Origin of the sequence: Corallococcus terminator (genome assembly GCF_003611635.1) — a bacterium.
Classification (GTDB): Bacteria; Myxococcota; Myxococcia; order Myxococcales; family Myxococcaceae; genus Corallococcus; species Corallococcus terminator.
The window spans coordinates 1-20,757 of record NZ_RAVZ01000093.1 but is presented as its reverse complement, the minus strand read 5'-3'; the positions used below and the strand labels follow the sequence as shown (position 1 = coordinate 20,757).

The window sequence follows — 20,757 nt, the reverse complement described above, 5'->3', positions numbered from 1 at the left end:
GGCCCTGGCATGTTCGCTCAACGCGCCCGGGGACTGCTGGACTTCACCTTCGCGCTCTTGTGCGTGTGGTGCGCGTATCACCACACGCCCGCGGGGGCGCTGTTGCGGCGCGCGGGGGCCTGGGCCTTCAACACGCGCACCACGGCCCGGCCGCTGCTGGCGTACTACGACGGCGTGAGCGGCACGTCGGTGCCCACGCCGGGCGCGTTGCCAGCGTCCATGCTCACGCGGGTGCCCACAAGCGCGGAGGCCCTGGCGTGGGGGACGCACTCGGCGCTCAAGGGCCTGGAGCCGAAGGCGCGCGAGCCCGCGCTGGCCCTGGCCCGTGAGGCGGGCATCGCTCCGGAGACGCTGTTGGATTCGGCGAAGGGACTCGCGGCGACGCGGCGCCTGCTGGATTCGCTGGCGAAGGACTTTCCTTCGGAGGAGGCGCGGCTGACGGCGGTGTTCGCGGGGCGGGTGCCCGCGCGCTTCGCGATGGAGCGGGTGGATGCGGAGGGTGGGGTGCCCACGCTGGAGCGGCTGGCGAAGCAGTTGCCTCCGGGCTTCGACGGCTCGTCCGTGGGAGCGGCGCAGGCGCTGGCGCTGTCGACGGCGCTGATGCTCGGGTGGCCGGTGGCGGAGAGCGCCCACGTGACGAGTCCGTTCGGCTACCGCGTCCACCCGACGCTGCGCACGCGGCGCATGCACACGGGCGTGGACCTGGCGGTGCGCACCGGCACCACCGTGTCGGCGGTGGCGGCGGGCGTGGTGCGCCGCGCGAGCGAGGACTCGGTGAATGGCCGCGTGCTGGTGCTGGACCACGGGCGGGGCGTGACGACGGCCTACTGTCACAACTCCGAGCTGCTGGTGAAGGCCGGCACCCGCGTGGAAAAGGGGCAGGCCATCGCCCTGTCGGGCAGCACCGGGCGCTCCACGGGGCCCCACCTGCACTACCAGTTGGAGCTGGCCGCGCGCCCCGTGGACCCGTTCGGGTTCCGCACCGCCTTGCGCGTGGCGGACGGCGGCGCGACCGAACTCTGAGCACTCCGACCTCCCGCGTTTCCGGGAGGACCCGTGACGTTGGATGTCCCCTGGAAGACGGCGGGGCACGCATGCTAGGGCGTGGGCGCATGGCCTCCACGCTGACCGTCTCCGTGCGCCGGGTGCGCTCGCATCCCGACCCGCTGCCCCTGCCCCGCTATGAGACGGAGCAGGCCGCTGGCATGGACCTGCGGGCGGACATCGACGGGGAGCGGGTGCTCCAGCCCCTGGAGCGGATGGCGGTGCCCACGGGGCTGGCGTTCGCGCTCCCCCCGGGCTTCGAGGGGCAGGTACGGCCCCGTTCCGGGCTGGCGCTGCGCCACGGGGTGACGTGCCTCAACTCCCCTGGGACGGTGGACTCGGACTACCGGGGGGAGGTGCAGGTGCTGCTCATCAACCTGTCCCATGCGCCCTTCACGCTGCGTCGGGGGGACCGGGTGGCCCAACTGGTGGTGGCCCCGGTCACCCTGGCGGCGCTCCAGGAGGTGGACGTGTTGGAAGGGACTTCCAGGGGGGACGGAGGTTTCGGTTCCACGGGTCGTTGAGGCCCGGCGCGCAACGTCGTTCCGCAACGGCGCCAGAGCGGGCAGAATGGAGCCCCCCGGCCGTCCGCCGGGAGGTCGCCCCCCCGCGACCTCGTTCCGGAGTTTCACTGCTTTGCTCTGCTATCGCTGCGGCAGCCATGTCCCCGACACGAGTGAAACCTGTGCCACGTGTGGCCAGAAGTTCGACGCGGCCGCGCGTCAGGCCGCGGGGGCGGCGCGCAAACGGGGAACGGAGGGCGCGCCGTACAAGCCGGGCGACGTCGTCGCCAACCGCTACTCCATCCAGGAAGTTGTCGGCTCCGGGCCGTTGGGGTTCGTCTTCCGTGCGCAGGACCAGGCCATCGACGTGGAGGTGGCGCTGAAGGTCATCCAGCCCCGGCTGGTGCAGCAGCCGGAGGAGCGCACGCAGTTCGCGCTGTCCATGCGGGTGGGCAAGAAGCTCAACCACCCCAACCTGGTGCGCGTGTACGAGGAGGGCGTGGACGGGGACCGGCCCTGGTTCGCGATGCAGTTGCTGGAGGGCATCACGCTGCGCCGGATGATGGAGCAGCGCGCGACGAAGGGGCAGTTGTTCTCGCTGAAGGAAGTGGAGCCGCTGCTCGCGCAGATGGCGGCGGCGCTGGATGGGGCGCACCGCTTCGGGCCGCACTCGAACCTGAAGCCGGAGAACGTCTTCGTCCTGCCGGACCTGCTGAAGGTGACGGACTACGGGCTGGGGCTCGCGGTGCCGCACCTGCCCTTCGTGCAGGCGCAGCGGGGGCACCGCGCGGCGGCGTACATCGCGCCCGAGTACGTGAATGGCGCGGAGCTGGACACGCGCATGGACGTCTACTCGCTGGGCGTGTTGATGGGGGAGATGGTCACCGGCCTGTTGCCGGAGGACGGCGGCGTGCCGGAGGTGACGGTGCGCCACCCGGACCTGCCGCCCGCGTTCGAGTCCCTCTACCGGCGCGCGCTCAACCAGAACCCGCTGGCGCGTCCGAAGTCGGGGGGAGACCTGCACGCGGAGTTCGCGGCGCTGGTGCAGCGTCACCCGGCCGCCGCGTCCCGGCCGCGCGCGGTGCCGCCCACGGGGGCGCTGCCCGCCGCCGCCGTGGCCGCGCGAGCGGCGAACAAGCCGCTGCCGCCGGTGCCCACCGGCATGCTCCCCATCGCGACCGCGCCCACGCCGGCCGAACCCGTGCAGGCGGAGGAGGAAGCGCCGCCTCCGGATGCGACCCAGCCGCTGGATGCGGCGACGCTGGCGGCCATCCTGGGCTCGAACGCGAAGGCGCTCGACTACATCACGGGCCCCGAGGCGCGCTCGGTTTCGGATGCGTCGACGCAGCAGGAGATGCGCGCGGTGCCGGAGCGTCCCACGGGGCGCGGTGGTGGGCGTGGCGCGGACGCTGGCGCGGCACAGGATCCGCGGCTGTTGGGCCAGGCGCCGGATGCGGCGACGCAGCAGGAGCCCCGAGTGGCGGCTCCCGAGGCGCGTCCTCCGGCGGCGAAGGCCGCCGAGCCGGTGATGCGCATCTTCGCGAAGGCGGAGGAGCCTTCGTTCCCGGCGGATCCCCGTGCGGCGTCCCGTTCCGCGGAGTCCGGTGCGGACGCGCGTCAGGGGAACCGGAGCGCGGAGGGGGCCGCTGGCGAGGGTCGTCAGGCGGGTCGCGGCAGCGAGCGCGGTGGCGAGGCTTCGTCCGGTGATGCACGGCAGGGCGGACGCGGAACGGACTCCGGTCAGGACGCGCGCTCGGGACGCAACGGCGAGGCTTCGTCGGCCGGAGCGAGCGGACGTGGAACGGATTCCGGTCAGGGGCGCAGCGGAGAGGCCTCATCGGGTGGCTCGAGCGGACGCGGAACGGACTCCGGTCAGGGGCGCAACGGAGAGGCTTCGTCGGGCGGCTCGGGCGGACGCGGAACGGACTCCGGTCAGGACGCACGCGCGGGTCGCAGCGGCGAGGGTGGTCGCGGATCCGACGCCGGCCAGGACGCGCGCGCGGGCGGTCGCAGCGGAGAAGCTTCGTCCGGCGATGGGCGCTCGGGCGGACGCGGCACCGACTCCGGTCAGGACGCGCGGTCGGGTCGCGGCACGGACGCGACGGGAAGCGACGGACGCCAGGGCGGCCGGAGCTCCGACGACGATGAGTCCTCCGAGTCCCGTTCGTCGAGCCGGGGCGGTCGCAACCCCCGGAGCACGAACGCCTCTCGCGGTGCGGAGGCCGCCGCGCCTCGCGGTTCCTCGCGCGCCCCCGCGGCGCAGGGCCCGGCCCGTTCCACCAACGCGCAGGGCGAGAACTCCACGGGCGGACGCCCCCGCAAGGGCGAACCGTCAGGGGGCCGCGCTTCGTCGCGCAACCTGCCGCCCTCGGTCTCCGGCCTGCACACGATGCCATCCACTCGCGCCACGCAGCCGAAGCCGGCCCGTTCGGGTCCGAGCTCGATGATGTGGATGGTGATCCTCGCGGTGATGGGCATCGTGCTCGGCGCGGGTGGCGGCTATATCTGGCTGCGCATCCGTCAGGCCCAGGCCGCGAAGAACGCGCCCGTGCCCGCCACGCCCGGCGGCGCCGCAGCCGGTACAGCGGGCGGCCTCATGGCGACGGGGCAATGTCCCCCCGGCATGAAGCTGGTGAGTGGAGGCACCTTCAAGCGGGGCTCCACCAAGGAGGACCGGCAGTCGTCCGGCTCCAGTGACGAGCTTCCCATCGAAAGCGTCATGGTGGGCTCGTTCTGCGTGGACGAATTCGAGTTCCCCAACAAGCGGAGCCGCCTGCCCAGGGTCTCCGTGAGCCTGCTCGATGCGAAGTCCCTCTGCGAGGCCGCCAGCAAGCGGCTGTGCTCGGAGGATGAGTGGGAGAAGGCCTGCAAGGGCCCGGGCAACGCGCGCTTCTCGCGAGGGGAGGACAGCCCCACGGCCTGCAACACCGGCACGGCCACGGGCACCGCGGCGACACTCGCGCTCGCCGGGGGCTTCCCGTCCTGCCAGCACTCTGAATTCCTGCCGTCGGACATGTCGGGCAACGCGGCGGAGTGGACCGACACCCAGTTCAAGAAGGGCGGCGCCGACATGACCATCAAGGGGGGCTCCTTCATGGGCGCCAGCGACGCGTCCCGGTGCGCCGCGCGCAAGCAGGGCGCTCCGAAGCTGATGGCTCCGGACCTGGGCTTCCGCTGCTGCGCGAACGTGCTGCCATGAGGTGGATTCGGGGCCTCCCGCTCCTGACGCTCCTCCTGCCTGTCGTCGTCCTCGCGCAGGCCCCGTCGCGCGGTCCCGCCCGTCCCCGCGTGGTCGCGGTGAAGTCCGCGAGCCTCGCGCCGTACGCCTCCTTCCTCGCTGGCTTCAGCTCGGAAGCGCGCGCCGACGTCACCGAGGTGACGCTGGAAGAGAGCCCCACGGAGGCCGCGCGCGTCTTCAAGTCACTGGCCGCGCAGAAGCCGGCGCTGATACTGGCCCTGGGCCCGCTGGCGGCCAATGCCGCGCGGCGCTCGCTGGGCGGTGATGTGCCCGTGCTGTTCGCGATGGTGCCGTACCACGAGAAGTACGGCCTGGAGGCGCCGCACGTCACCGGCATCGCGCTCACCAGCGACTTCGGGCCGGAGCTGGCCGCGCTCAAGGCCCTGGCTCCCGCCGCGAAGCGCGTGGGCATCCTGCACGACCCGCGCTCCTCTGCGGGTTCGGTGACGCAGGCGCGCTCCGTGGGAAGTGGGCTGGGGCTCAGCATCGTCCCGCTGGCCGTGGAGTCGCAGGAGCGCGTGGGGGAAGTGCTGGAGGGCGCCGTCGGGAAGGTGGACGGCCTCTTGATGGTTGCGGACAAGACCGTGGGCAATGCGTCCGTCGTCCAGGCGCTCATCGCCTTCAGTGCCGCCCGCCGCATCCCGCTGGTGGCGCTCACGGCAAGCCAGGTGAAGGAGGGCGCGACGCTTGCCCTCTCGCCGGCCCCGCTGGCGCTCGGGCAGCAGGCGGGGAGGCTCGCCAACCGCATCATCCACGAGAGGGTCGATCCCGGTGCGCTGGCGGTGGCGCGGCCTGAAGGCCTGGACCTCTCGTTCAACCTCACCGCCGCGAAGAAGTCAGGTCCGTCCTGTGACGTCGCGCTGGAAGTGCTCCGGTTCGCGGCGCGCCGGGACTTTGCCGTGAAGGTCTACGAGTGATTCCACGATACAGCCGTCAGGAGATGGCCTCCCTCTGGTCCGACGTCGCCCGCTACCGCCGCTGGCGCGACGTGGAGCTCGCCGCGCTGGAGGGCATGGTCGCGCAGGGACTCGCCCCGAAGGACGCGCTGGAGGACTGCCTGGCCCGCGCCGGTGACTTCTCCACGGAAGACGCCGCGCGCATCGACGAAATCGAGCGCACCACCAAGCACGACGTCATCGCCTTCCTCACCTTCGTGGAGGAGCGCGTGGGGCCCAGCGCGCGCTGGCTGCACCTGGGCATGACGTCCTCGGACGTGCTGGACACGTCGCTGGGCCTCACCCTGCGCGACGCGGTGGACCTCATCCTCAAGGGCATGGACCGCGTGCTGGCCGCGGTGGAGAAGCGCGCCTTCGAGCACAAGCACACGCTGCAGATGGGCCGCAGCCACGGCATCCACGCGGAGCCCATCACCTTCGGGCACAAGCTGGCCATCTGGTACGACGAGCTGCGCCGGGGCCGCACGCGCCTGGAGCACGCGCGTGAGTCCATCGCGGTGGGCAAGATTTCCGGTGCGGTGGGCACGTTCGCGCACCTGCCGCCCGCGGTGGAAGAGCACGTCTGCCAGAAGCTGGGCCTCAAGCCCGCGCCCGCCTCCAGCCAGGTGGTGCAGCGCGACCGGCACGCGGAGTTCTTCACCGCGCTCGCGCTCGTCGGCTCCAGCCTGGAGAAGTTCGCCGTCGAAATCCGTCACCTCCAGCGCACGGAGGTGCGCGAGGTGGAGGAGGCCTTCACGCCGGGCCAGAAGGGCTCCAGCGCGATGCCGCACAAGCGCAACCCCATCCTGTCGGAGAACCTCACCGGCCTCGCGCGCCTCTTGCGCGGCTACGCGGTGAGCGCCATGGAGGACGTGGCGTTGTGGCACGAGCGGGACATCTCGCACTCGTCCGTGGAGCGCGTCATCGGGCCGGACGCCACGGGGCTTTTGGACTTCATGCTCCACCGCTTCGCGGGGCTCGTGGAGAACATGCGCGTCTACCCGGAGCAGATGAAGAAGAACCTGGACCTGCTGGGCGGCGTGGTGAACTCGCAGCGGCTGCTCTTGGAGCTGGCGCGCAAGGGCATGGACCGGCAGGCCGCGTACGTCGTCGTCCAGCGCAACGCGATGAAGATGTTCGAGGAGGGCGTGGACTTCCGGCAGGCGCTGCTCGCGGACGCGGACCTGCTCAAGATGATGTCGCCCGAGGAGATTTCGGACTGCTTCTCCCCGGGCTACCACACGCGTCAGATGGACGCGGTGTTCCAGCGCGTGTTCGGCCGCGCGAGCTAGCGCGGCGTCTCCGAGCTGAAGGGCCAGAAAGGGCGACGGGGCCTACAGATAGCCCTTCGCCCGCAGGTTCTGTTCGATGCGCGCGTGCACATCCCCGGGCGTCAGCGCGAGCGACGTGCCGGTGATGCGCTCGTAGGCGGCCACGTACTTGGTGGCCAGGTCCACGCGCACGTCGTCGGGGATGGCGGGCAGCTCACCGTGGCCGGAGAAGTTCCGCTCGCGGATGAGCCACTGGCGGATGTTCTCCTTGTCCAACATCCGCTGGTCCTCGCCCTTGGCGAAGCGCGCCTCGTACTCGTCCGCCACCCAGTAGCGGCTGGAGTCCGGGGTGTGCATCTCGTCAATGACGAAGAGCTCGTCGCCCACCTTGCCGAACTCGTACTTGGTGTCCACGAGGATGAGGCCGCGCGTCAGCGCCCACTTCTGGCCCTCCTGGAACAGGCCCCGGGCGGCCTCCGTGATGCGGGCCCAGTCGCGCGGCGTGGCGAGGCCCCGCGCCAGGATCTCCTTCTCGGAGATGGGCTCGTCGTGCTTGCCGTACTCGGCCTTGGTGGACGGCGTGAGGATGGGCGTGGGGAACGCGCTGTCCTTGCGCAGGCCTTCCGGGAAGGGCAGGCCGTAGGCGGTGTGCGTGCCCTTCTCGTAGTCGCGCCACAGGCTTCCGGTGAGGTAGCCGCGCACGACCACTTCCACGGAGAACGGCTCGCACGCGCGCGCCACGGTGACGTTCGCGTCGGGCACGTCCAGGACGTGGTTGGGGCAGATGTGCTTCGTGCGCTCGAACCAGAAGGCGGCCAGCCGGTTGAGCACCTCGCCCTTGAAGGGGATGGTGGTGAGGACGTGGTCGAAGGCGGACAGCCGGTCGCTCGTCACCAGGATGAGCTTGTCGCCCTGGCGGTAGGTATCGCGGACCTTGCCCTTGTAGGGCTGGCCAAGCGTCGGCAGGTCCGTCTGCCGGAGCGTGTGGGAAAGCTGCGCGTGGAGGGCGGAGGTGTTCACGTCGGAGGCGCCTCGCGGCCCCGGCCACTCCGCCGGAAAGGGGCGGGAGCGGGGCCAGCTCATGAGGCGCGCGACTCTACTGGAGGCCCGCCGCCATGGAAGCGGGACCGTAGGCCGACGCCAGATAGAGGAACGCCGGGTTGATCCGCAGGATGCCGTCCACGTAGGCGACCGCGTACGGCGCACCCGCGGCCCGGTCCACCTGCACCACGCCCTCCGGGTGGATGTCCCAGAGCGCCAGCAGCGTGCGCGCCACCAGCTCCGCGGCCTCGCGCTCGGACAGCCCCTGCAGGCTCTCCCGCCGATCCTCCGGCCACCGCTCGGCTGCCCGGCCGTCGAAGACGAACTGGAGGCTGCTGCCCGCGTCCGGCGGCTGGAGCAGGTCCGCGCGGGCCTCGAAGCCCGGTGCCGCGACGAACTCGTTGCCCTGGATGATGGGGAACAGCGCGACGCCCTGCGCGGACTGTCCGGCTTCCTGCTCCGACTGCCGGGCGATGTCCCGGAACAGCTCGAAGCGCACCGCCGGGGACTCGAACTCCACCACCTCGGGCGAGCTGGTGAGCGCCTGCCGCGACGTCAGCGAAGGACGCACGGGCGTGCCCGCGCCACCGCACGCGGTGGTGAGGAGCGACAGCGACAGAAGCAAGCCAGGGACCCAGCGACGCATCAGCGGGAATATACCGATCACCCCGACGCACCACCAGCTAAACTCGGGGGCATGCGTCCAGGTTCGGAACTCACCGTCATCCTTCATCAGACCCGCTCACCCGACAACCTTGGGGCGGTCTGCAGGATCATGGCGAATTTCGATTTCCAACGCCTCGTCCTCTCGGAGCCCATCACCCGCGACTTCGCCGGCGCGGAACGTCTGGCTGTCAAAAGTGACCACGTCCTCAAGGCCCTCACCGTCGCCCCGACGCTGGGGGAGGCCGTGCAGGACTGCGTGTACGTCGTGGGCAGCACGTCGCGCACCCAGGTCGTGGGGCGGTCTGCGCTGACCCCGGAGGAGGCCGCGCGGCGGCTGGCGGAGGAGAGCAAGCGGGGCCGGGTGGGGCTCTTGTTCGGCGGCGAGCAGCGCGGGCTGTCCGACGAGGACCTGACGCATTGCGCGGACGTGCTCGTCATCCCCACGTCGGACGTGCAGCCGTCCATGAACCTGGCGCAGTCGGCGTCGGTGCTGCTGTACCTCTGCCACCGTCAGGGCGTGGAGCCTTCCGGCCCGCCGGCGGAGGAGCCCGGGGCGCGGCTGGGGACGCTCGGCGCGCTGAGCAAGCGCATGCGCGAGACGATGCTGGCGGCGGACTTCCTGAACAGGCAGGCGCCGGACCATGTGCTGCATGAGCTGGAGCAGACGTTGATGCGTTCGCGGCTGACCCAGCGGGAAGCGGAGCTGTGGCTCAACGCCTTCAAGCACCTGGGCCGCGCGGTGACGCCGGGAACCTCCCGCGAGTGAGGGCGGGAGGCGTGGCCGGCGCCACGTGAAGCGGGAACGACGGGCGACTTAAGCCGCCGCGTCCTTCTTGTACGTCTCCGCGTAGTGCTTCTCACACAGGCCGCCCTTGAGGACCTTCAGGCGGCACTCCGCCTTGGAGCACGTGCGGTAGCGAGAGTGCGGCAGGTCGCCCTGGCGCCACTGCTTGTAGTGGAAGAAGCAGTAGTTCTTGGCGCGGTAGGGGCGCTTGCAGCCCTCCACGGTGCACGCCTTCTTGCCGTTGCCCTTGGCGGTGCGCGGCCAATGGGTGGACTTCTTCGTCTGGGTGGCCTCGGCCATGGTGCGGACTCTCCTGCGAATCGATGCGCGAAAACCCGCGGCGCCACGTGGGTGGACCCGCCGCAGTATGGAAGGCGCACGGTGTATCGCCCGATTTCGCGGAACGCAAGGAGGCTGGCGGCCCGCAGGGGCCCCGGAGGTCCGTCCTGTCAGGGGACGGGCATGCCCTTCGAGCCCCCGGAACCGCCCGTGCCCTGGCCGGCCGCCTGCCCCGCGCTGGCACGCGGCACAGGGGAGAGCAGGTCCTCCAGGACGGACTTCGCCTCCGCCGGGCGTCCGCCCGGAGCGGCGCTCGAGGCCAGGGTGGCCGGCGGGACGTCGGCTTCCGTGAAGGGCAGGGCGTCCAGCTTCACCCGCATCGTCATGGGGCGGCCCACGCGGCGCACCTGGAGGCGGATGTGCTGGCCCACGCCCCGCGCGGCCACCTGCCAGCGCAGGGTGTGCGCGCGCTCCACCGTCCGGCGGTCCAGGTCGAGGATGACGTCGCCGGCCCGGAGGCCCGCGCGGGCGGCCGGGCTGTCCTCCACCACGTCCGTCACCACCACCCCCCGGCCGCGCGGCATCAGGTTGAACGCCGCGGCCACCTCCGGGGAGAAGTCCTGCACGCTGATGCCAATCCACCCCCGGCGCATGCGGCCGTGGGCCTTGAGCTGCGGAATCACCGTCTTGGCGATGTCGATGGGGATGGCGAACCCGATGCCCTGGCCGGACACGTTGACCGCGTTGGCCACCGCCACCACGTCGCCGTGCAGGTCCAACACCGGCCCGCCGGAGTTGCCCGGGTTGATGGACGCGTCGATCTGCACGTAGTCGAAGTCGCCGTCGCGCCCGTTGGGCGTCACGTCGGTGCGGCCCAGGTAGCTCACCACGCCCACCGTCACGGAGTGCGCCAGGCCAAACGGGTTGCCGATGACGACCACCCAGTCCGCGATGCCCACGTGGGACGCGGACGCGAGCTTGAGCACCGGCAGCTTCCGAGGCGCGTCCACCTTGAGCAGCGCGCAGTCGGTCCGCTCGTCCTCGCCCACCACGGTCGCGGGGAACTCCTCCACGTAGCCGTTGGCGCTGCGCACGGAGATGGTGACCTCGGAGGCCCCCTCCACCACGTGCGCGCTGGTGAGGATGTAGCCGTCCGGGTGGATGATGAAGCCGGAGCCGATGCCGCGCTGGGGCTCCTCGCCCTCGGGGACGTCGGCGCTGTCCTGCCGCGTGGTGATGGACACCACGGCGGGCATCGCCTTGCGGGCAACCTCACTGATGTTGGAGTGCTGCCGGGACACGGCGCGGTTCTGCGCCTCCATCCACAGCTTCTTGTCACGGGCCTCGACGCGCGCTGTCGCTCCCAGCGCGCATGCCAAGACCGCCACCTTGATGACGCCCCCGAACCGCGTCCAACCCATGGGCCCGCCTCTCCACCACCGTCCAACCCAACGCCCCGGCGCAAGGTATGAACGGTGTCGGGCGGGCGGAAGGGGGCGGCGGTGCGATCAGCCGCGGCCGGCGCCTACTTCTTCTTGGCGATGATGTTGTTGATGGCCGCGCGGTCCTCTTCGGTGATGCGCTCGCGCGGCGCGGCGGTGTTGGCGGACTTCTGGGACACGGCCTGCTTCGCGTCGTCCAGCGCGTCCTCGAAGCTGCCCTTCACCTTGTCCATCGCGGAAGGGTTCACCGAACGCTTCCAGGTGCGCTCCATGTGCTCCAGCGGCGAGCGACCGTCCACGTTGCCCCGCGCCAGGAAGACGCCCAGACCCACCGCGCATGCCGTCCAGACCAGGAACTTCAACACGCCCATGATTCACATCCTCCTACGTCGTCTTACATCGTCCCCAACGCCATGGCGAGTTTCCGACCGGCACGACGGGAGTCGCTGACAGGGGGCGGGCGGGCCCTTAAGGTCCACGGCCTTGCTGCCCGAAGAACTCATCAGGGCCGCCCAGACACGGGCGGCGGGACTGGATGTGGGGCGGGGTGACGCGGCGCTGGAGCGCGTGCGGACCTCGGCCTCGGCGCTGTTCGCGAAGCTGCCGGAGCCTCCGGTGTACCGGCGGGCGGAGGACCCTTCACGCAAGGCGGCCCAGGCGCTGCTGCCGGAGATGGAGCGGGTGCTGGCGGAGGCCTTCGCGGTGGCGCGCGAACCGGCGATGTCGCCGCTGGTGGACCGGCTGGTGGCGGCCCTGCGCGCGCACGCGGAGGCGCTGGTGCACACGGCGGACGGCCGGCTGGAGGCGGCGGAGCTGGCGTGGCGAAAGGCCCAGGAGCTGGAGCGCTCGGCGCACCCCACGCGGCAGATGGTGGGCCCGCCGGCGCGGCCGCCACCGGTGTTCGACAAGGCCAGCGGCCAGTCGCGCTACGACCCTCGCAACGCGGCGCAGGTGGGCGTCAGGCTGATGTGCCCCAACACCGGCTGCAAGCGGCTGGGGGACTACGCCTTCCTGCCGACGCACGCGTACCACCGCTTCGTGTGTCCGGCGTGCCGGGTGCCCTTCATGGCCTACTTCGGCGAGCTGAAGGGGCTGGAGGTGGAGGTCCGGCGCAGCTCCAAGCGCTACCGCTTCACGGTGGACGAGGTGGGCAGCGCCGTCACGACGCGCATCGACTTCGAGGAGGCCAGCGGGCAGGAGTTCCCGGCCGCCCGGCGCGACCTGCTGGCGTTCCTCTACACGGAGCAGCGCGAGCTGAAGGTGGTGATGAACCACACCAACATGAAGCTGATGTGGGTGAGCCCCGCGTCGTCGTGCTTCGTGGTGACCGCGGCCTTTGGCGAGGGCGCGCCGGAGCTGGTGGCGTTTCGTGCGTACCGGGACGAGGTTCTCAGGAAGAGCCGGCTCGGTCAGGGGTTCATCGACGGCTATTATCATTGGGGACCTCCGCTGGCGGCCTGGGTGGTGCGTCGGCCGCGTGTGCGGGCCGGGGTGCGCTGGGCCTTGACGCGGGTGCACGGCCGCCTGACACGAAGGGAACGCGGATGACACAGCAGGCTGGGACCGAGGGACCGAAGCCGCCGGGCGCGCGCGGGGATGGCGCCAAGACGGCGCTGTCGGTGGTGGCCGTGCTGGGCCTGGCGGCGCTGGCGTTCCTGGGCGTGCGCGAGGGGCAGCGGGCGCGACTGGTGCCGGATGGGTCGGCGCCGCCGGCCTTCCCGCTGCGCAAGCACGCGGGTGGCTCCATGGTGCTGGCGGACCTGAAGGGCCAGGTGGTGATGCTCGACTTCTGGGCGACCTGGTGTCCGCCGTGCCGCGAGGAGATGCCGTCGCTGGTGAAGCTGGCGAAGGAGTACGAGTCCCAGGGGCTCGTGTTCGTGGCGGCCAGCCGGGACGAAGGGGCCACGGCGGAGCAGGAGGTGGACTACTTCCTCAACCGCTTCCAGCCGGACCTGAAGCCCTACGTCGTCTACGCGGACGACGACATGGCGCGGGCCTTCCAGGTGAACGCGCTGCCCACGCTCTACTTCCTGGACCGCGACGGCAAGGTGACGGACGCCCAGCGCGGCATGCTGTCCGAGGACGGCCTGCGCCGCCGCATCGAGCGTGCGCTGAAGAAGTAGTCCCGGAGTGACGGGGACGGTCCTCCGCACGAGGGCCGTCCGCCGGGCATCACCTGCCCTGACGCGGTGACGGGAGGAAGTCGTCCTCCCGGCCGTGCAGGTTCTTCAGGACGGCCCGTTCGCCGGACCGTCCCAACCGCCCTGGCTACTTCTTGCCAGCCGGTGTGCCCGCATCCGGCGCGGCCTGCGGCTTCGGCGGGGTGGCCGGAGGCGTCGTCGCGCCGGGAGCGGGAGGCCCGCCCAGGCCTGGCAGCGGCTGGGTGCCGGGCGGAGGCGGCTGGCCGTTGGGGACGATGGTCTCCTTCGGGCCGCTTTCGAGCTCCGACTTCACGAGCTTGAAGTCGACGCGCCGGTTCTTCGCGCGGCCGAGCGCCGTGTCGTTGGTGTCGATGGGGCGGTCGAACCCGAAGCCCTGCGACGTCATGCGCTTGCGGTCGATCTTCTTGCCCACCAGGTAGTCGAGCACCGACTTCGCGCGCCGCTTGGACAGGTCCAGGTTGAGCGTGCGCGAGCCCTTGTTGTCCGTGTGCCCTTCAATCTGCACCGGTCCCAGCGTCGGGTTCTTGGCGAGCACCGCCGCCACTTCATCGAGCAGCGGGTACGACTGCTTCTGGATGACCGCGGAGTTCGTCTCGAAGAGGATGTTGCCCTTGATGCGGATGCGGTCCGACTCCACGACCACGTAGGGCGGGGCGTCGTACGGGCAGCCGTTGTTCTCCGGCGGGCCGGCCACGTCGGGGCAGTCGTCCTCGCCGTCCGGGATCTCATCCATGTCGGTGTCCGGGCAGCCGTCGAAGTCCTTCAGGCCGGGCACGTCCGGGCACTTGTCCAGCTTGTCGATGATGCCGTCGCCGTCGGTGTCCTTCTCCGGCTCCACCGGGCAGCCCTTGGTCTCCACGGTGCCCTTCACGCTGGGGCACGCGTCGTCGCCGTCCGCGATGCCGTCGCCGTCGTTGTCCGGATCCGGGCAGCCGTCGTAGTCCTCGAAGCCGTCCTTGTCCTCGGGCTGCGTGGGGCAGCGGTCGAGCGTGTCGGGCACGCCGTCGCCATCCGAATCCAGTCCGGACGTGTCGTAGCGGACCGCCAGCATCACGCGCAGGGCCTCGCGGCCGTAGCCCGTGGTGACGTTGAGCCCGCGGCCCACGTCCAGCTCCACGCCCCAGTTGCCCCACACCTTCGCGCGAGCGCCGACGAGCAGCTCCCACGGCGTCTTGAGCGAATCCGACTGGTCGAAGTTGAACGGGCGCGCCAGCGGCGTGCGCAGGTGCATTTCCGCCACGCCCCGCACCTCGCGAAGCCGGCCGATGTCCGGCAGGTCCACGATGCCGCCCGCGCCCAACGTCAGCTCGTCGTCCACGCGCAGGTTCAGGTACTGCGCCGCCGGACGCAGCAGCACGCCCGCGTTGCCGAGCACGCGCACGGGCAGCGGGCCCACCTTCCAGTCCACCGCCAGACGCGGCGCGAACACCACGCCGCGCTCACCGGTGAAGCTCTGCGCGCTCCCCGTGGGCAGTCGCACTTCCGTCACCACCGCGAGCCCCACCGGGAAGCGGTTCGGGTTCAGCAGGTTCACGCGCGGCAGCAGGCGGATGTCGCCCAGCGTGGTGCCGCTGACGCCCGCGGCGCCAGGGAAGTCCGGCGCGTTCAGCGCGTCACCGAGCAGCGAGAAGTTGTCGCCCTGGATGAGCGTGACAGGCAGGTCCACACCCAGCTCCAACCGCTCCAGGAGTTGGTAGGAGAACAGCAGGTGCGCGTCCAGCCGGTACGGCAGCAGGTCGCCCAGCTTCTCGTCGCCCAGCTTGAGGGCGAGGATGCGCCAGTTGAAGTCCAGGAGCAGTGCGCCCCGGTAGCTGCCCACCGCTTCCGCGGTTGCGCCTTCCAACGCGATGCCGCTGGACTGCGCGGCCGTGGGCTTGACGGGAACGGCGTCGAAGCCGCGGGAGAACGGATCAGGCTGTGCGTGGGCCGCTGCCGTGGTGAGCAGCAGGCCCAGGGCCGCGAGCCGGATGGCTGCGCTGCCTGCGGACCGGCTCCACGAAACGTGCCCGGAGTCGGGGCATTGCATGCTGAGGCTCTTAGCACCCACCTCCCAGGGCCGGAAGAAAAGCCACCCTCCGGATGTGAGCTACAGCCCTGTGCCATTTCTACAATTCGGAGTGCCCACGAGAGGGGCGGGGCACCCCGCCATGAGGTGATGTGTCGTGTTGGTTACGTCACATTTCACGAAGGGTTTCCGGGCTCCCGGAGCGTCGGAGGCCATGCGAGAAACAGCGACATGAATCGCTGGCTCCTGTGGGGATGTGTCCTGGTGGTGGGTTGCGGCAACCGCGAGGCGACGGTGCGGCGCGAGGCCCTCGTGTCTCCTCCGCCGGTCGCTGAGCCCGCGGGCACGGTCGTCTTCGAGGGAAGCTGTGATGCCTCCGGCGCGGTGGAGCTGGGCGGCGACCTGTTCATGGTGGCGGACGACGAGGACAACATCCTGCGCCTCTACGATGCGCGCAAAGGAGGCCGTCCATTGAAGACGGTGGACCTGTCGCCGTCGCTGGAGTTGCCGGTGAAGAAGAAGCCCCCGGAGACGGACATCGAGGCGGGCTCGCGGCTGGGCAACCTGGCCTTCTGGCTCACGTCGCATGGCCGCAACAGCTCCGGCAAGAAGCAGCCCGCACGCCTGCGCTTCTTCGCCACGAACGCGAGCGATGCGGAGCACGTGCAGCTCATCGGGCAGCCGTACACGCAACTGCTGGAGGACCTGCTCGCGGAGCCGCGCCTCGCGCCGTACGGGCTGGTGGATGCGGAACCGCTGCCGCCGAAGCAGGCCGGGGGCCTCAACATCGAGGGCCTGACGGCGATGCTGGATGCGCCCGGGATGCTCATCGGCTTTCGCAGTCCGCTGACGCAGGGCAAGGCCCTGGTGGTGCCGCTGCTCAACCCGGAGGCGGTGGTGCGCGAGGGCGTGTCGGCACGCTTCGGTGCACCGCGCCTGCTGGACCTGGGGGGCCTGGGCATCCGCTCGCTGTCGTCGTGGCGGGGCCGCTACCTCATCACCGCGGGGGCCACTGGCTCGGAGGCGCGCTCGCGGCTGTTCACCTGGAAGGGCGGGGATGACCGTCCCGTGCCGGTGGAGTCGGTGGACCTGTCGCGGCTCAACCCGGAGGCGTTCTTCACGCCGGATACGTCGGATGAAGTCCTGCTGCTGAGCGACGATGGCACCGTGTCGCTGGACGGGGTGGAGTGCAAGCGCCAGAAGGATCCGGCGCTCAAGCGCTTCCGCGGCGTGTGGACGGCGTTGCCGCAAAGCCCCTGAGCGCCGGAAGGCCGCGCGCTTCAGCGCTCCATGAACTCCGAGGCCGGGGCCACCTGGACGGCGTCCGGACGCACCGGCAGCTTCTGCTGGATGAGCGTCTCATCCAGCTTCAGCAGCTCCGGCGGCTTGGGCGACGCGTAGGTGATGGGAGACGGCGCCCCCGACTTGAGCGTCTTGGCGAGCCCGTCCGCGTCCTCCGTGACGAACACGAACGCGAGCTTCTCCGGCTGGAGCTGGCGGCGCACGGCGGCGTTCACGGACTCCGGCGTCATCGTCTTCAGCGCCTCGCGGTAGGACTCCAGGAAGTTCGGGGTGCCGTAGAAGAGCGAGTCGATGGCGTACCCCAGCCGGCGCTGGTCGCTCTGCTCCCACAGGCGCGTGTAGCCCTGGAGGAAGCCGCGGACCAGGTCGAAGCGCTCCTGGGAGAGGGGCTGCTTCGACATCTGGTCCAGGAAGTACACGGCGCCGCGCGTGGCGAACACCGCGTTGGTGGGCACCACGGGCCGCAGCCACACGGACACGTCCTGCTGGGTGCGCACGAGGTTGGTGCGGTTGAACGTGCCGTTGCCCCGGTCCTCGATGAAGTGCTCGGCGTAGGCGTAGTCGCCGTAGTTCAGGCCGCGCTGTTCGCGCAGCTCGTTGAAGAGCATGCCGACGAACTGACGGTGCTCGCCCAGGTTGGACAGCGCGAATGCCACCGGGAAGAAGTCCGGGTCGCCCCGGCGCATCGGCGTGACGAAGCCCATGCTCACGGCGGTGGAGAGCGTGGGCTTCTGGAGGATGAGCGTGCGGCCGGCGGAGGAAGGCACGGCGGGCAGCGCCACCCGGGGCGCCCCCGTGGCTGGCAGCGCGGAGAGGCGCGAGGTGACGGTCTGCTGGAGCGTGGCATCCACCGGGCCCGCGAGCCCGATGACGAGCCGGTCCTGGGTGAAGACGCGGCGCGCGTGCGCCTTCACGTCCTCCAGCGTGAGCGACTGGAGGCCCTGCACGGTGCCGCCGGTGAAGTGGGCGTAGGGGTGGCCGGCGTAGAGCAGCGCGTCCAGCCCCACCTTGCCCAGCGTCTCGTCGTCCTCGCTGCGCAGGCCGTTGCGCACGGCATTGAGGGCGTTGGCGCGCAGGCGCTCGAACTCCGCGGGGTCGAAGCGGGGCTCGAGCAGCGTGTCCGTGTACAGCTCCAGGAAGCGCGGCAGGAAGTCCTGGTGGACGCGGCCAGAGAGGGTGGTCATCTCCTTGTCCGTGAAGACCTTGAGCTCGGCGGCCATCGGGTAGAGGGCTTCCAGCAACTGCGCGGCGGTGAGCTTCCGCGTGCCGCCTTCCGCCATCAGCTTCGCGGTGAGGGAGGTGAGGCCCTCCTTGCCCTTCGGATCATCGATGGAGCCCGTGTGGAACACGAGCCGCAGGCTGACGAGCGGCGTGTCCTGCCGGGCCTGCACGACGAGCTCCATCGGCTTCGGCTGCTTCAGCGGCACGGCTGGCACTGGCGCGTCGGACTTCACGCTGTCGGTGGCGGCCGGAGGCGTCGTGGGCGGCGCGGCTTCGGGCATGGGCTTGGGGGTGGAGGCGCAACCGGCGAAGGACAGCGCGGCGGCGAACACCAGGGACACGGACGGGTTGGACTTCAGCATCACGGCGTCCCTCCGGCGGCGGGCTTGGGGGTGAGGGTGAGGACGGTGAGGTTCGAGTCCACGAGGTACTTCTTCGCGAACGCGGTGAGCTGCTTGGGCGTCACGGTGCCCAACTGCTTCAGGTAGCTGGCGAGCGCGTCGGGCGGACCCATGACGCCCGAGTAGAAGGCCAGGTCGATGGCCACGTCGCGCGGGGTGTCCATGCCCATGAGCAGGCCGTAGCGCAGGTGGTCCTGGATGGCCTTCACGCGCGCGGCGTCCACCTTGCCGTCGACCAGGGCCTTCACGTCGCGGCGCAGCGTCGCGTCCACGGCGGCGCGGTGCTTCTCGTCCTGGAGGGTGGCGTCGATGGGGAAGAGGTACGGGTCGCGGTGGGGCGCGGTGGAGACGTACAGCGATTCAACGAGCTGCTTCTCCAGCACCAGCTCCTTGTAGGCGGGGCTGGTGTCGCCCACGAGGTATTCCGCGAGGAGGGACTGGATGGCGGTGTCGGGCGTGTCGGCGCGGGCGGCGGGGGTGTGCCACGCGAGCACGTGGCGCGGCTGGGTGGGCTGGGCCCAGTCCACGTGGACGGAGCGGGCCTTCGTCTGCGCGGGTTCGGCGGGGATGGCGACGGTGGCCAGCTCGCGCTTCCAGTTGCCGTAGTGCTTCGTCACGGCCTCCAGCACCTGGGCATCGTCGAAGTCACCGACGATGAAGAGGGTGATGTTGGCGGGGGTGTACCAGCGCTCGAAGAAGGTGCGGCTGTACGCGTAGGCCTTCGGCATGGCCTTGATGTCGTCGTAGAAGCCGAGCGTGGTGTGCTGGTACGTGTGGCGGGTGAAGGCCGTCTTCGCCAGGGACTCCTCGATCTTGAGGTCCGGGGCGGCGGCGCTCTTGTGGTACTCGCCGAGCACCGCGAGGGCCTCCGTCTGGAAGGACGGCTCGGAGTACTCCAGGTTCTGGAAGCGGTCGGCCTCCAGGGCGATGAGCTGCGGCAGGCCGGCGGTGGGGCCGTAGGCCTGGTAGACGGTGATGTCGTCGGTGGTGAAGGCGTTGTCGTCGAAGCCGTAGCCGCCGAGGATGCGCTCGCGCTGACCCTCCGGGTTGGACTTCGTGCCCTTGAACATCATGTGTTCGAAGAAGTGGGCGAAGCCGGTGCGGCCGGCTTCCACCTCGTTGCGGGAACCCACGCGCACGGAGGTGATGTACGCGACGATGCCGGGCGAGTTGAACGGCACGCGCACCACGGTGAGCCCGTTGGGCAGCTTCGTCGTCTTGAGCGTGTAGGGGAAGAAGCGGGAGGACTCCTGGGGCTGGGCGGCCGCCGGGAGGACCGGCGCCATCAGCATCAGCAGGAGGGGCAACAGGCGGGGCATGCGCGAACCCTTTCAGTGCCGGGCCCGCCCATGCGCTTGCGAGCGGTCCCGGAAGTCGCGCGGGACGTTACGCCCAAGGTCGTCCTCCCAGGGGAGGGATTCTTCGGGCGCGCGTCGCGGTGTCCACCAGCGTCACACGGAGATGACGATCTTCCCGAAGTGGCCGCCGGACTCCATGTAGCGCAGGGCCTCGCGGGCCTGGTCGAAGGGGAAGACGCGGTCGATGACGGGCTTCGTCTTCTGGGGTGCCATGGCGCGCAGCATGTCCTCGAACATCTCGCGGCTGCCCACGTAGGTGCTCACGACGCGCAGTTGCTTGCTGCCGGTGACGGCGTTGTCGGGCTTGCCCGGGGCACCGGTGAGCAGCCCGATGAGCGCGATGTGGCCTCCCTCGCGGGTGGCGCGCACGGACTGGGGCAGCGTCGCGGCGCCACCGACCTCCAGCACGTGGTCCACGCCCTTCCCGTCCGTGAGCGCGAGGACGTCCTGCTCCCAGGCCGGCGACTTCTTGTAGTTGACGAGCCCCTCCGCGCCGAGCTGCTTGCCCTTCGCCAGCTTGTCGTCGCTGCTGGAGGTGAGGATGACGCGGGCGCCGAGGATGCGGGCGAACTGGAGGGCGAAGATGGACACGCCGCCGGTGCCCTGGGCGAGCACCGTCTGTCCGGGCTTGAGGCCACCCTGGGGGACGAGCGCGTTCCAGGCGGTGACGGCGGCGCAGGGGAGGGTGGCGCCCTCCTCGTAGGTGAGCCAGTCGGGCAGGAGCGCGAGCCCGTCGGCGTCCAGGCAGACGTATTCGGCGAGGACGCCGGGGACGCCGCCGCCGAGCGCGTGGGCGACCTTCTCCGGGGTGCGCTCACCGTCGGTCCAGACCTGGAAGAACGTGGGGGCGACGCGGTTGCCGACCTTGACGCGGGTGACGCCGGAGCCGACGGCGACGACTTCGCCCGCGCCGTCGGAGATGGGGACGATGGGCGTCCGGGTGCCCGGGTAGGTGCCCTTGGCGATGATGAGGTCCCGGTAGTTGAGGGACACGGCGTGGATGCGGACGAGCGCCTGGCCAGGGCCGGGTTGCGGCCGGGGCTTGTCGACGGGGACCCAGCCGTCGATGCCGGTGGTGTGCTGGAGCTCGTACGCCTTCATGGGA

18 protein-coding genes are annotated in these 20,757 nt (G+C 70.9%); 9 read left to right on the top strand and 9 right to left on the bottom strand.

The genetic code is table 11. The features are described from left to right. Nucleotides 1–9 precede the first annotated feature (9 nt). From D7V88_RS15575 to purB, 5 genes are all read left to right on the top strand, one after another. Entirely contained in the window at nucleotides 10–1,023 is a 1,014-nt protein-coding gene (locus D7V88_RS15575; RefSeq protein WP_120541432.1) for a M23 family metallopeptidase, read from the top strand. Nucleotides 1,024–1,112: 89 nt separating this feature from the next. Next, the gene (gene dut / locus D7V88_RS15570; protein ID WP_120541431.1) at nucleotides 1,113–1,568 is read left to right on the top strand and encodes a dUTP diphosphatase; all 456 of its coding nucleotides are present in this window, start codon (nucleotides 1,113–1,115) and stop codon (nucleotides 1,566–1,568) included. Nucleotides 1,569–1,680: 112 nt separating this feature from the next. Further along, nucleotides 1,681–4,746, top strand: a complete 3,066-nt coding sequence (locus tag D7V88_RS15565; protein ID WP_120541430.1) for a protein kinase domain-containing protein — start codon at nucleotides 1,681–1,683, stop codon at nucleotides 4,744–4,746. Continuing rightward, nucleotides 4,743–5,702, top strand: coding sequence for an ABC transporter substrate-binding protein (locus D7V88_RS15560; protein WP_120541429.1), 960 nt, complete (start codon nucleotides 4,743–4,745; stop codon nucleotides 5,700–5,702). The genes D7V88_RS15565 and D7V88_RS15560 overlap by 4 nt, the downstream gene beginning before the upstream one ends. Further along, complete coding sequence (gene purB / locus D7V88_RS15555; protein WP_120541428.1) at nucleotides 5,699–7,012, top strand: adenylosuccinate lyase; 1,314 nt, start codon at nucleotides 5,699–5,701, stop codon at nucleotides 7,010–7,012. The genes D7V88_RS15560 and purB overlap by 4 nt, the downstream gene beginning before the upstream one ends. A gap of 42 nt (nucleotides 7,013–7,054) precedes the next feature. Here the strand turns inward: purB and D7V88_RS15550 are convergent, their stop codons facing one another. After that, nucleotides 7,055–8,011 carry a phosphoribosylaminoimidazolesuccinocarboxamide synthase gene (locus D7V88_RS15550; protein WP_120541440.1) on the bottom strand — a complete coding sequence of 319 codons (957 nt, stop codon included), beginning with the start codon at nucleotides 8,009–8,011 and terminating at the stop codon, nucleotides 7,055–7,057. A 76-nt stretch (nucleotides 8,012–8,087) separates the two neighbouring features. Continuing rightward, complete coding sequence (locus D7V88_RS15545) at nucleotides 8,088–8,657, bottom strand: hypothetical protein (RefSeq protein WP_244238169.1); 570 nt, start codon at nucleotides 8,655–8,657, stop codon at nucleotides 8,088–8,090. A 72-nt stretch (nucleotides 8,658–8,729) separates the two neighbouring features. On the opposite strand from D7V88_RS15545, the gene D7V88_RS15540 reads away from it, so the two are divergent. Beyond that, entirely contained in the window at nucleotides 8,730–9,464 is a 735-nt protein-coding gene (locus D7V88_RS15540) for an RNA methyltransferase (RefSeq protein ID WP_120541426.1), read from the top strand. A 48-nt stretch (nucleotides 9,465–9,512) separates the two neighbouring features. Here D7V88_RS15540 and D7V88_RS15535 read toward each other — a convergent pair whose 3' ends face one another. The 3 genes from D7V88_RS15535 to D7V88_RS15525 form a co-directional block, all read right to left on the bottom strand. After that, nucleotides 9,513–9,782: a vegetative protein gene (locus tag D7V88_RS15535; protein WP_120541425.1), complete on the bottom strand. Its 270-nt coding sequence runs from the start codon at nucleotides 9,780–9,782 to the stop codon at nucleotides 9,513–9,515. 149 nt (nucleotides 9,783–9,931) lie between these two features. After that, entirely contained in the window at nucleotides 9,932–11,182 is a 1,251-nt protein-coding gene (locus tag D7V88_RS15530) for a S1C family serine protease (RefSeq protein WP_120541424.1), read from the bottom strand. Nucleotides 11,183–11,286: 104 nt separating this feature from the next. Further along, nucleotides 11,287–11,574 (bottom strand): hypothetical protein, encoded by a 288-nt coding sequence (locus D7V88_RS15525; protein WP_120541423.1) that lies wholly within the window; start codon nucleotides 11,572–11,574, stop codon nucleotides 11,287–11,289. Nucleotides 11,575–11,686: 112 nt separating this feature from the next. Here D7V88_RS15525 and D7V88_RS15520 point away from each other — a divergent pair, with 112 nt between their 5' ends. Together D7V88_RS15520 and D7V88_RS15515 are read left to right on the top strand one after the other, a co-directional pair. After that, the gene (locus D7V88_RS15520; protein WP_120541422.1) at nucleotides 11,687–12,751 is read left to right on the top strand and encodes a CFI-box-CTERM domain-containing protein; all 1,065 of its coding nucleotides are present in this window, start codon (nucleotides 11,687–11,689) and stop codon (nucleotides 12,749–12,751) included. Further along, entirely contained in the window at nucleotides 12,748–13,326 is a 579-nt protein-coding gene (locus tag D7V88_RS15515; RefSeq protein WP_120541421.1) for a TlpA family protein disulfide reductase, read from the top strand. Before D7V88_RS15520 ends, D7V88_RS15515 begins: the two co-directional genes overlap by 4 nt. 145 nt (nucleotides 13,327–13,471) lie before the next feature. Here the strand turns inward: D7V88_RS15515 and D7V88_RS15510 are convergent, their stop codons facing one another. Beyond that, nucleotides 13,472–15,391, bottom strand: a complete 1,920-nt coding sequence (locus tag D7V88_RS15510) for an OmpA family protein (protein ID WP_120541420.1) — start codon at nucleotides 15,389–15,391, stop codon at nucleotides 13,472–13,474. A 210-nt stretch (nucleotides 15,392–15,601) separates the two neighbouring features. Between D7V88_RS15510 and D7V88_RS15505 the strand changes: the two genes are divergently transcribed. After that, nucleotides 15,602–16,630, top strand: a complete 1,029-nt coding sequence (locus tag D7V88_RS15505) for a DUF3616 domain-containing protein (RefSeq protein WP_120541419.1) — start codon at nucleotides 15,602–15,604, stop codon at nucleotides 16,628–16,630. Nucleotides 16,631–16,650: 20 nt separating this feature from the next. Here D7V88_RS15505 and D7V88_RS15500 read toward each other — a convergent pair whose 3' ends face one another. The 3 genes from D7V88_RS15500 to D7V88_RS15490 form a co-directional block, all read right to left on the bottom strand. Continuing rightward, nucleotides 16,651–18,255 (bottom strand): M16 family metallopeptidase, encoded by a 1,605-nt coding sequence (locus tag D7V88_RS15500; protein ID WP_120541418.1) that lies wholly within the window; start codon nucleotides 18,253–18,255, stop codon nucleotides 16,651–16,653. After that, on the bottom strand, nucleotides 18,255–19,613 hold the full coding sequence (locus D7V88_RS15495; RefSeq protein WP_120541417.1) for a M16 family metallopeptidase: 1,359 nt from the start codon (nucleotides 19,611–19,613) through the stop codon (nucleotides 18,255–18,257). The genes D7V88_RS15500 and D7V88_RS15495 overlap by 1 nt, the downstream gene beginning before the upstream one ends. Before the next feature lie 132 nt (nucleotides 19,614–19,745). Continuing rightward, entirely contained in the window at nucleotides 19,746–20,753 is a 1,008-nt protein-coding gene (locus D7V88_RS15490) for a zinc-dependent alcohol dehydrogenase family protein (protein WP_120541439.1), read from the bottom strand. Nucleotides 20,754–20,757: the final 4 nt, after the last annotated feature.

What these genes read in the sequence shown, in the direction of transcription:
- D7V88_RS15575 (WP_120541432.1), top strand. Translation starts at nt 10, where the DNA reads ATGTTCGCTCAACGCGCCCGGGGACTGCTGGACTTCACCTTCGCGCTC.
- dut (WP_120541431.1), top strand. Translation starts at nt 1,113, where the DNA reads ATGGCCTCCACGCTGACCGTCTCCGTGCGCCGGGTGCGCTCGCATCCC.
- D7V88_RS15560 (WP_120541429.1), top strand. Translation starts at nt 4,743, where the DNA reads ATGAGGTGGATTCGGGGCCTCCCGCTCCTGACGCTCCTCCTGCCTGTC.
- D7V88_RS15540 (WP_120541426.1), top strand. Translation starts at nt 8,730, where the DNA reads ATGCGTCCAGGTTCGGAACTCACCGTCATCCTTCATCAGACCCGCTCA.
- D7V88_RS15535 (WP_120541425.1), bottom strand. Translation starts at nt 9,782, where the DNA reads ATGGCCGAGGCCACCCAGACGAAGAAGTCCACCCATTGGCCGCGCACC.
- D7V88_RS15530 (WP_120541424.1), bottom strand. Translation starts at nt 11,182, where the DNA reads ATGGGTTGGACGCGGTTCGGGGGCGTCATCAAGGTGGCGGTCTTGGCA.
- D7V88_RS15525 (WP_120541423.1), bottom strand. Translation starts at nt 11,574, where the DNA reads ATGGGCGTGTTGAAGTTCCTGGTCTGGACGGCATGCGCGGTGGGTCTG.
- D7V88_RS15515 (WP_120541421.1), top strand. Translation starts at nt 12,748, where the DNA reads ATGACACAGCAGGCTGGGACCGAGGGACCGAAGCCGCCGGGCGCGCGC.
- D7V88_RS15510 (WP_120541420.1), bottom strand. Translation starts at nt 15,391, where the DNA reads ATGCAATGCCCCGACTCCGGGCACGTTTCGTGGAGCCGGTCCGCAGGC.
- D7V88_RS15505 (WP_120541419.1), top strand. Translation starts at nt 15,602, where the DNA reads ATGAATCGCTGGCTCCTGTGGGGATGTGTCCTGGTGGTGGGTTGCGGC.
- D7V88_RS15500 (WP_120541418.1), bottom strand. Translation starts at nt 18,255, where the DNA reads ATGCTGAAGTCCAACCCGTCCGTGTCCCTGGTGTTCGCCGCCGCGCTG.
- D7V88_RS15495 (WP_120541417.1), bottom strand. Translation starts at nt 19,613, where the DNA reads ATGCCCCGCCTGTTGCCCCTCCTGCTGATGCTGATGGCGCCGGTCCTC.
- D7V88_RS15490 (WP_120541439.1), bottom strand. Translation starts at nt 20,753, where the DNA reads ATGAAGGCGTACGAGCTCCAGCACACCACCGGCATCGACGGCTGGGTC.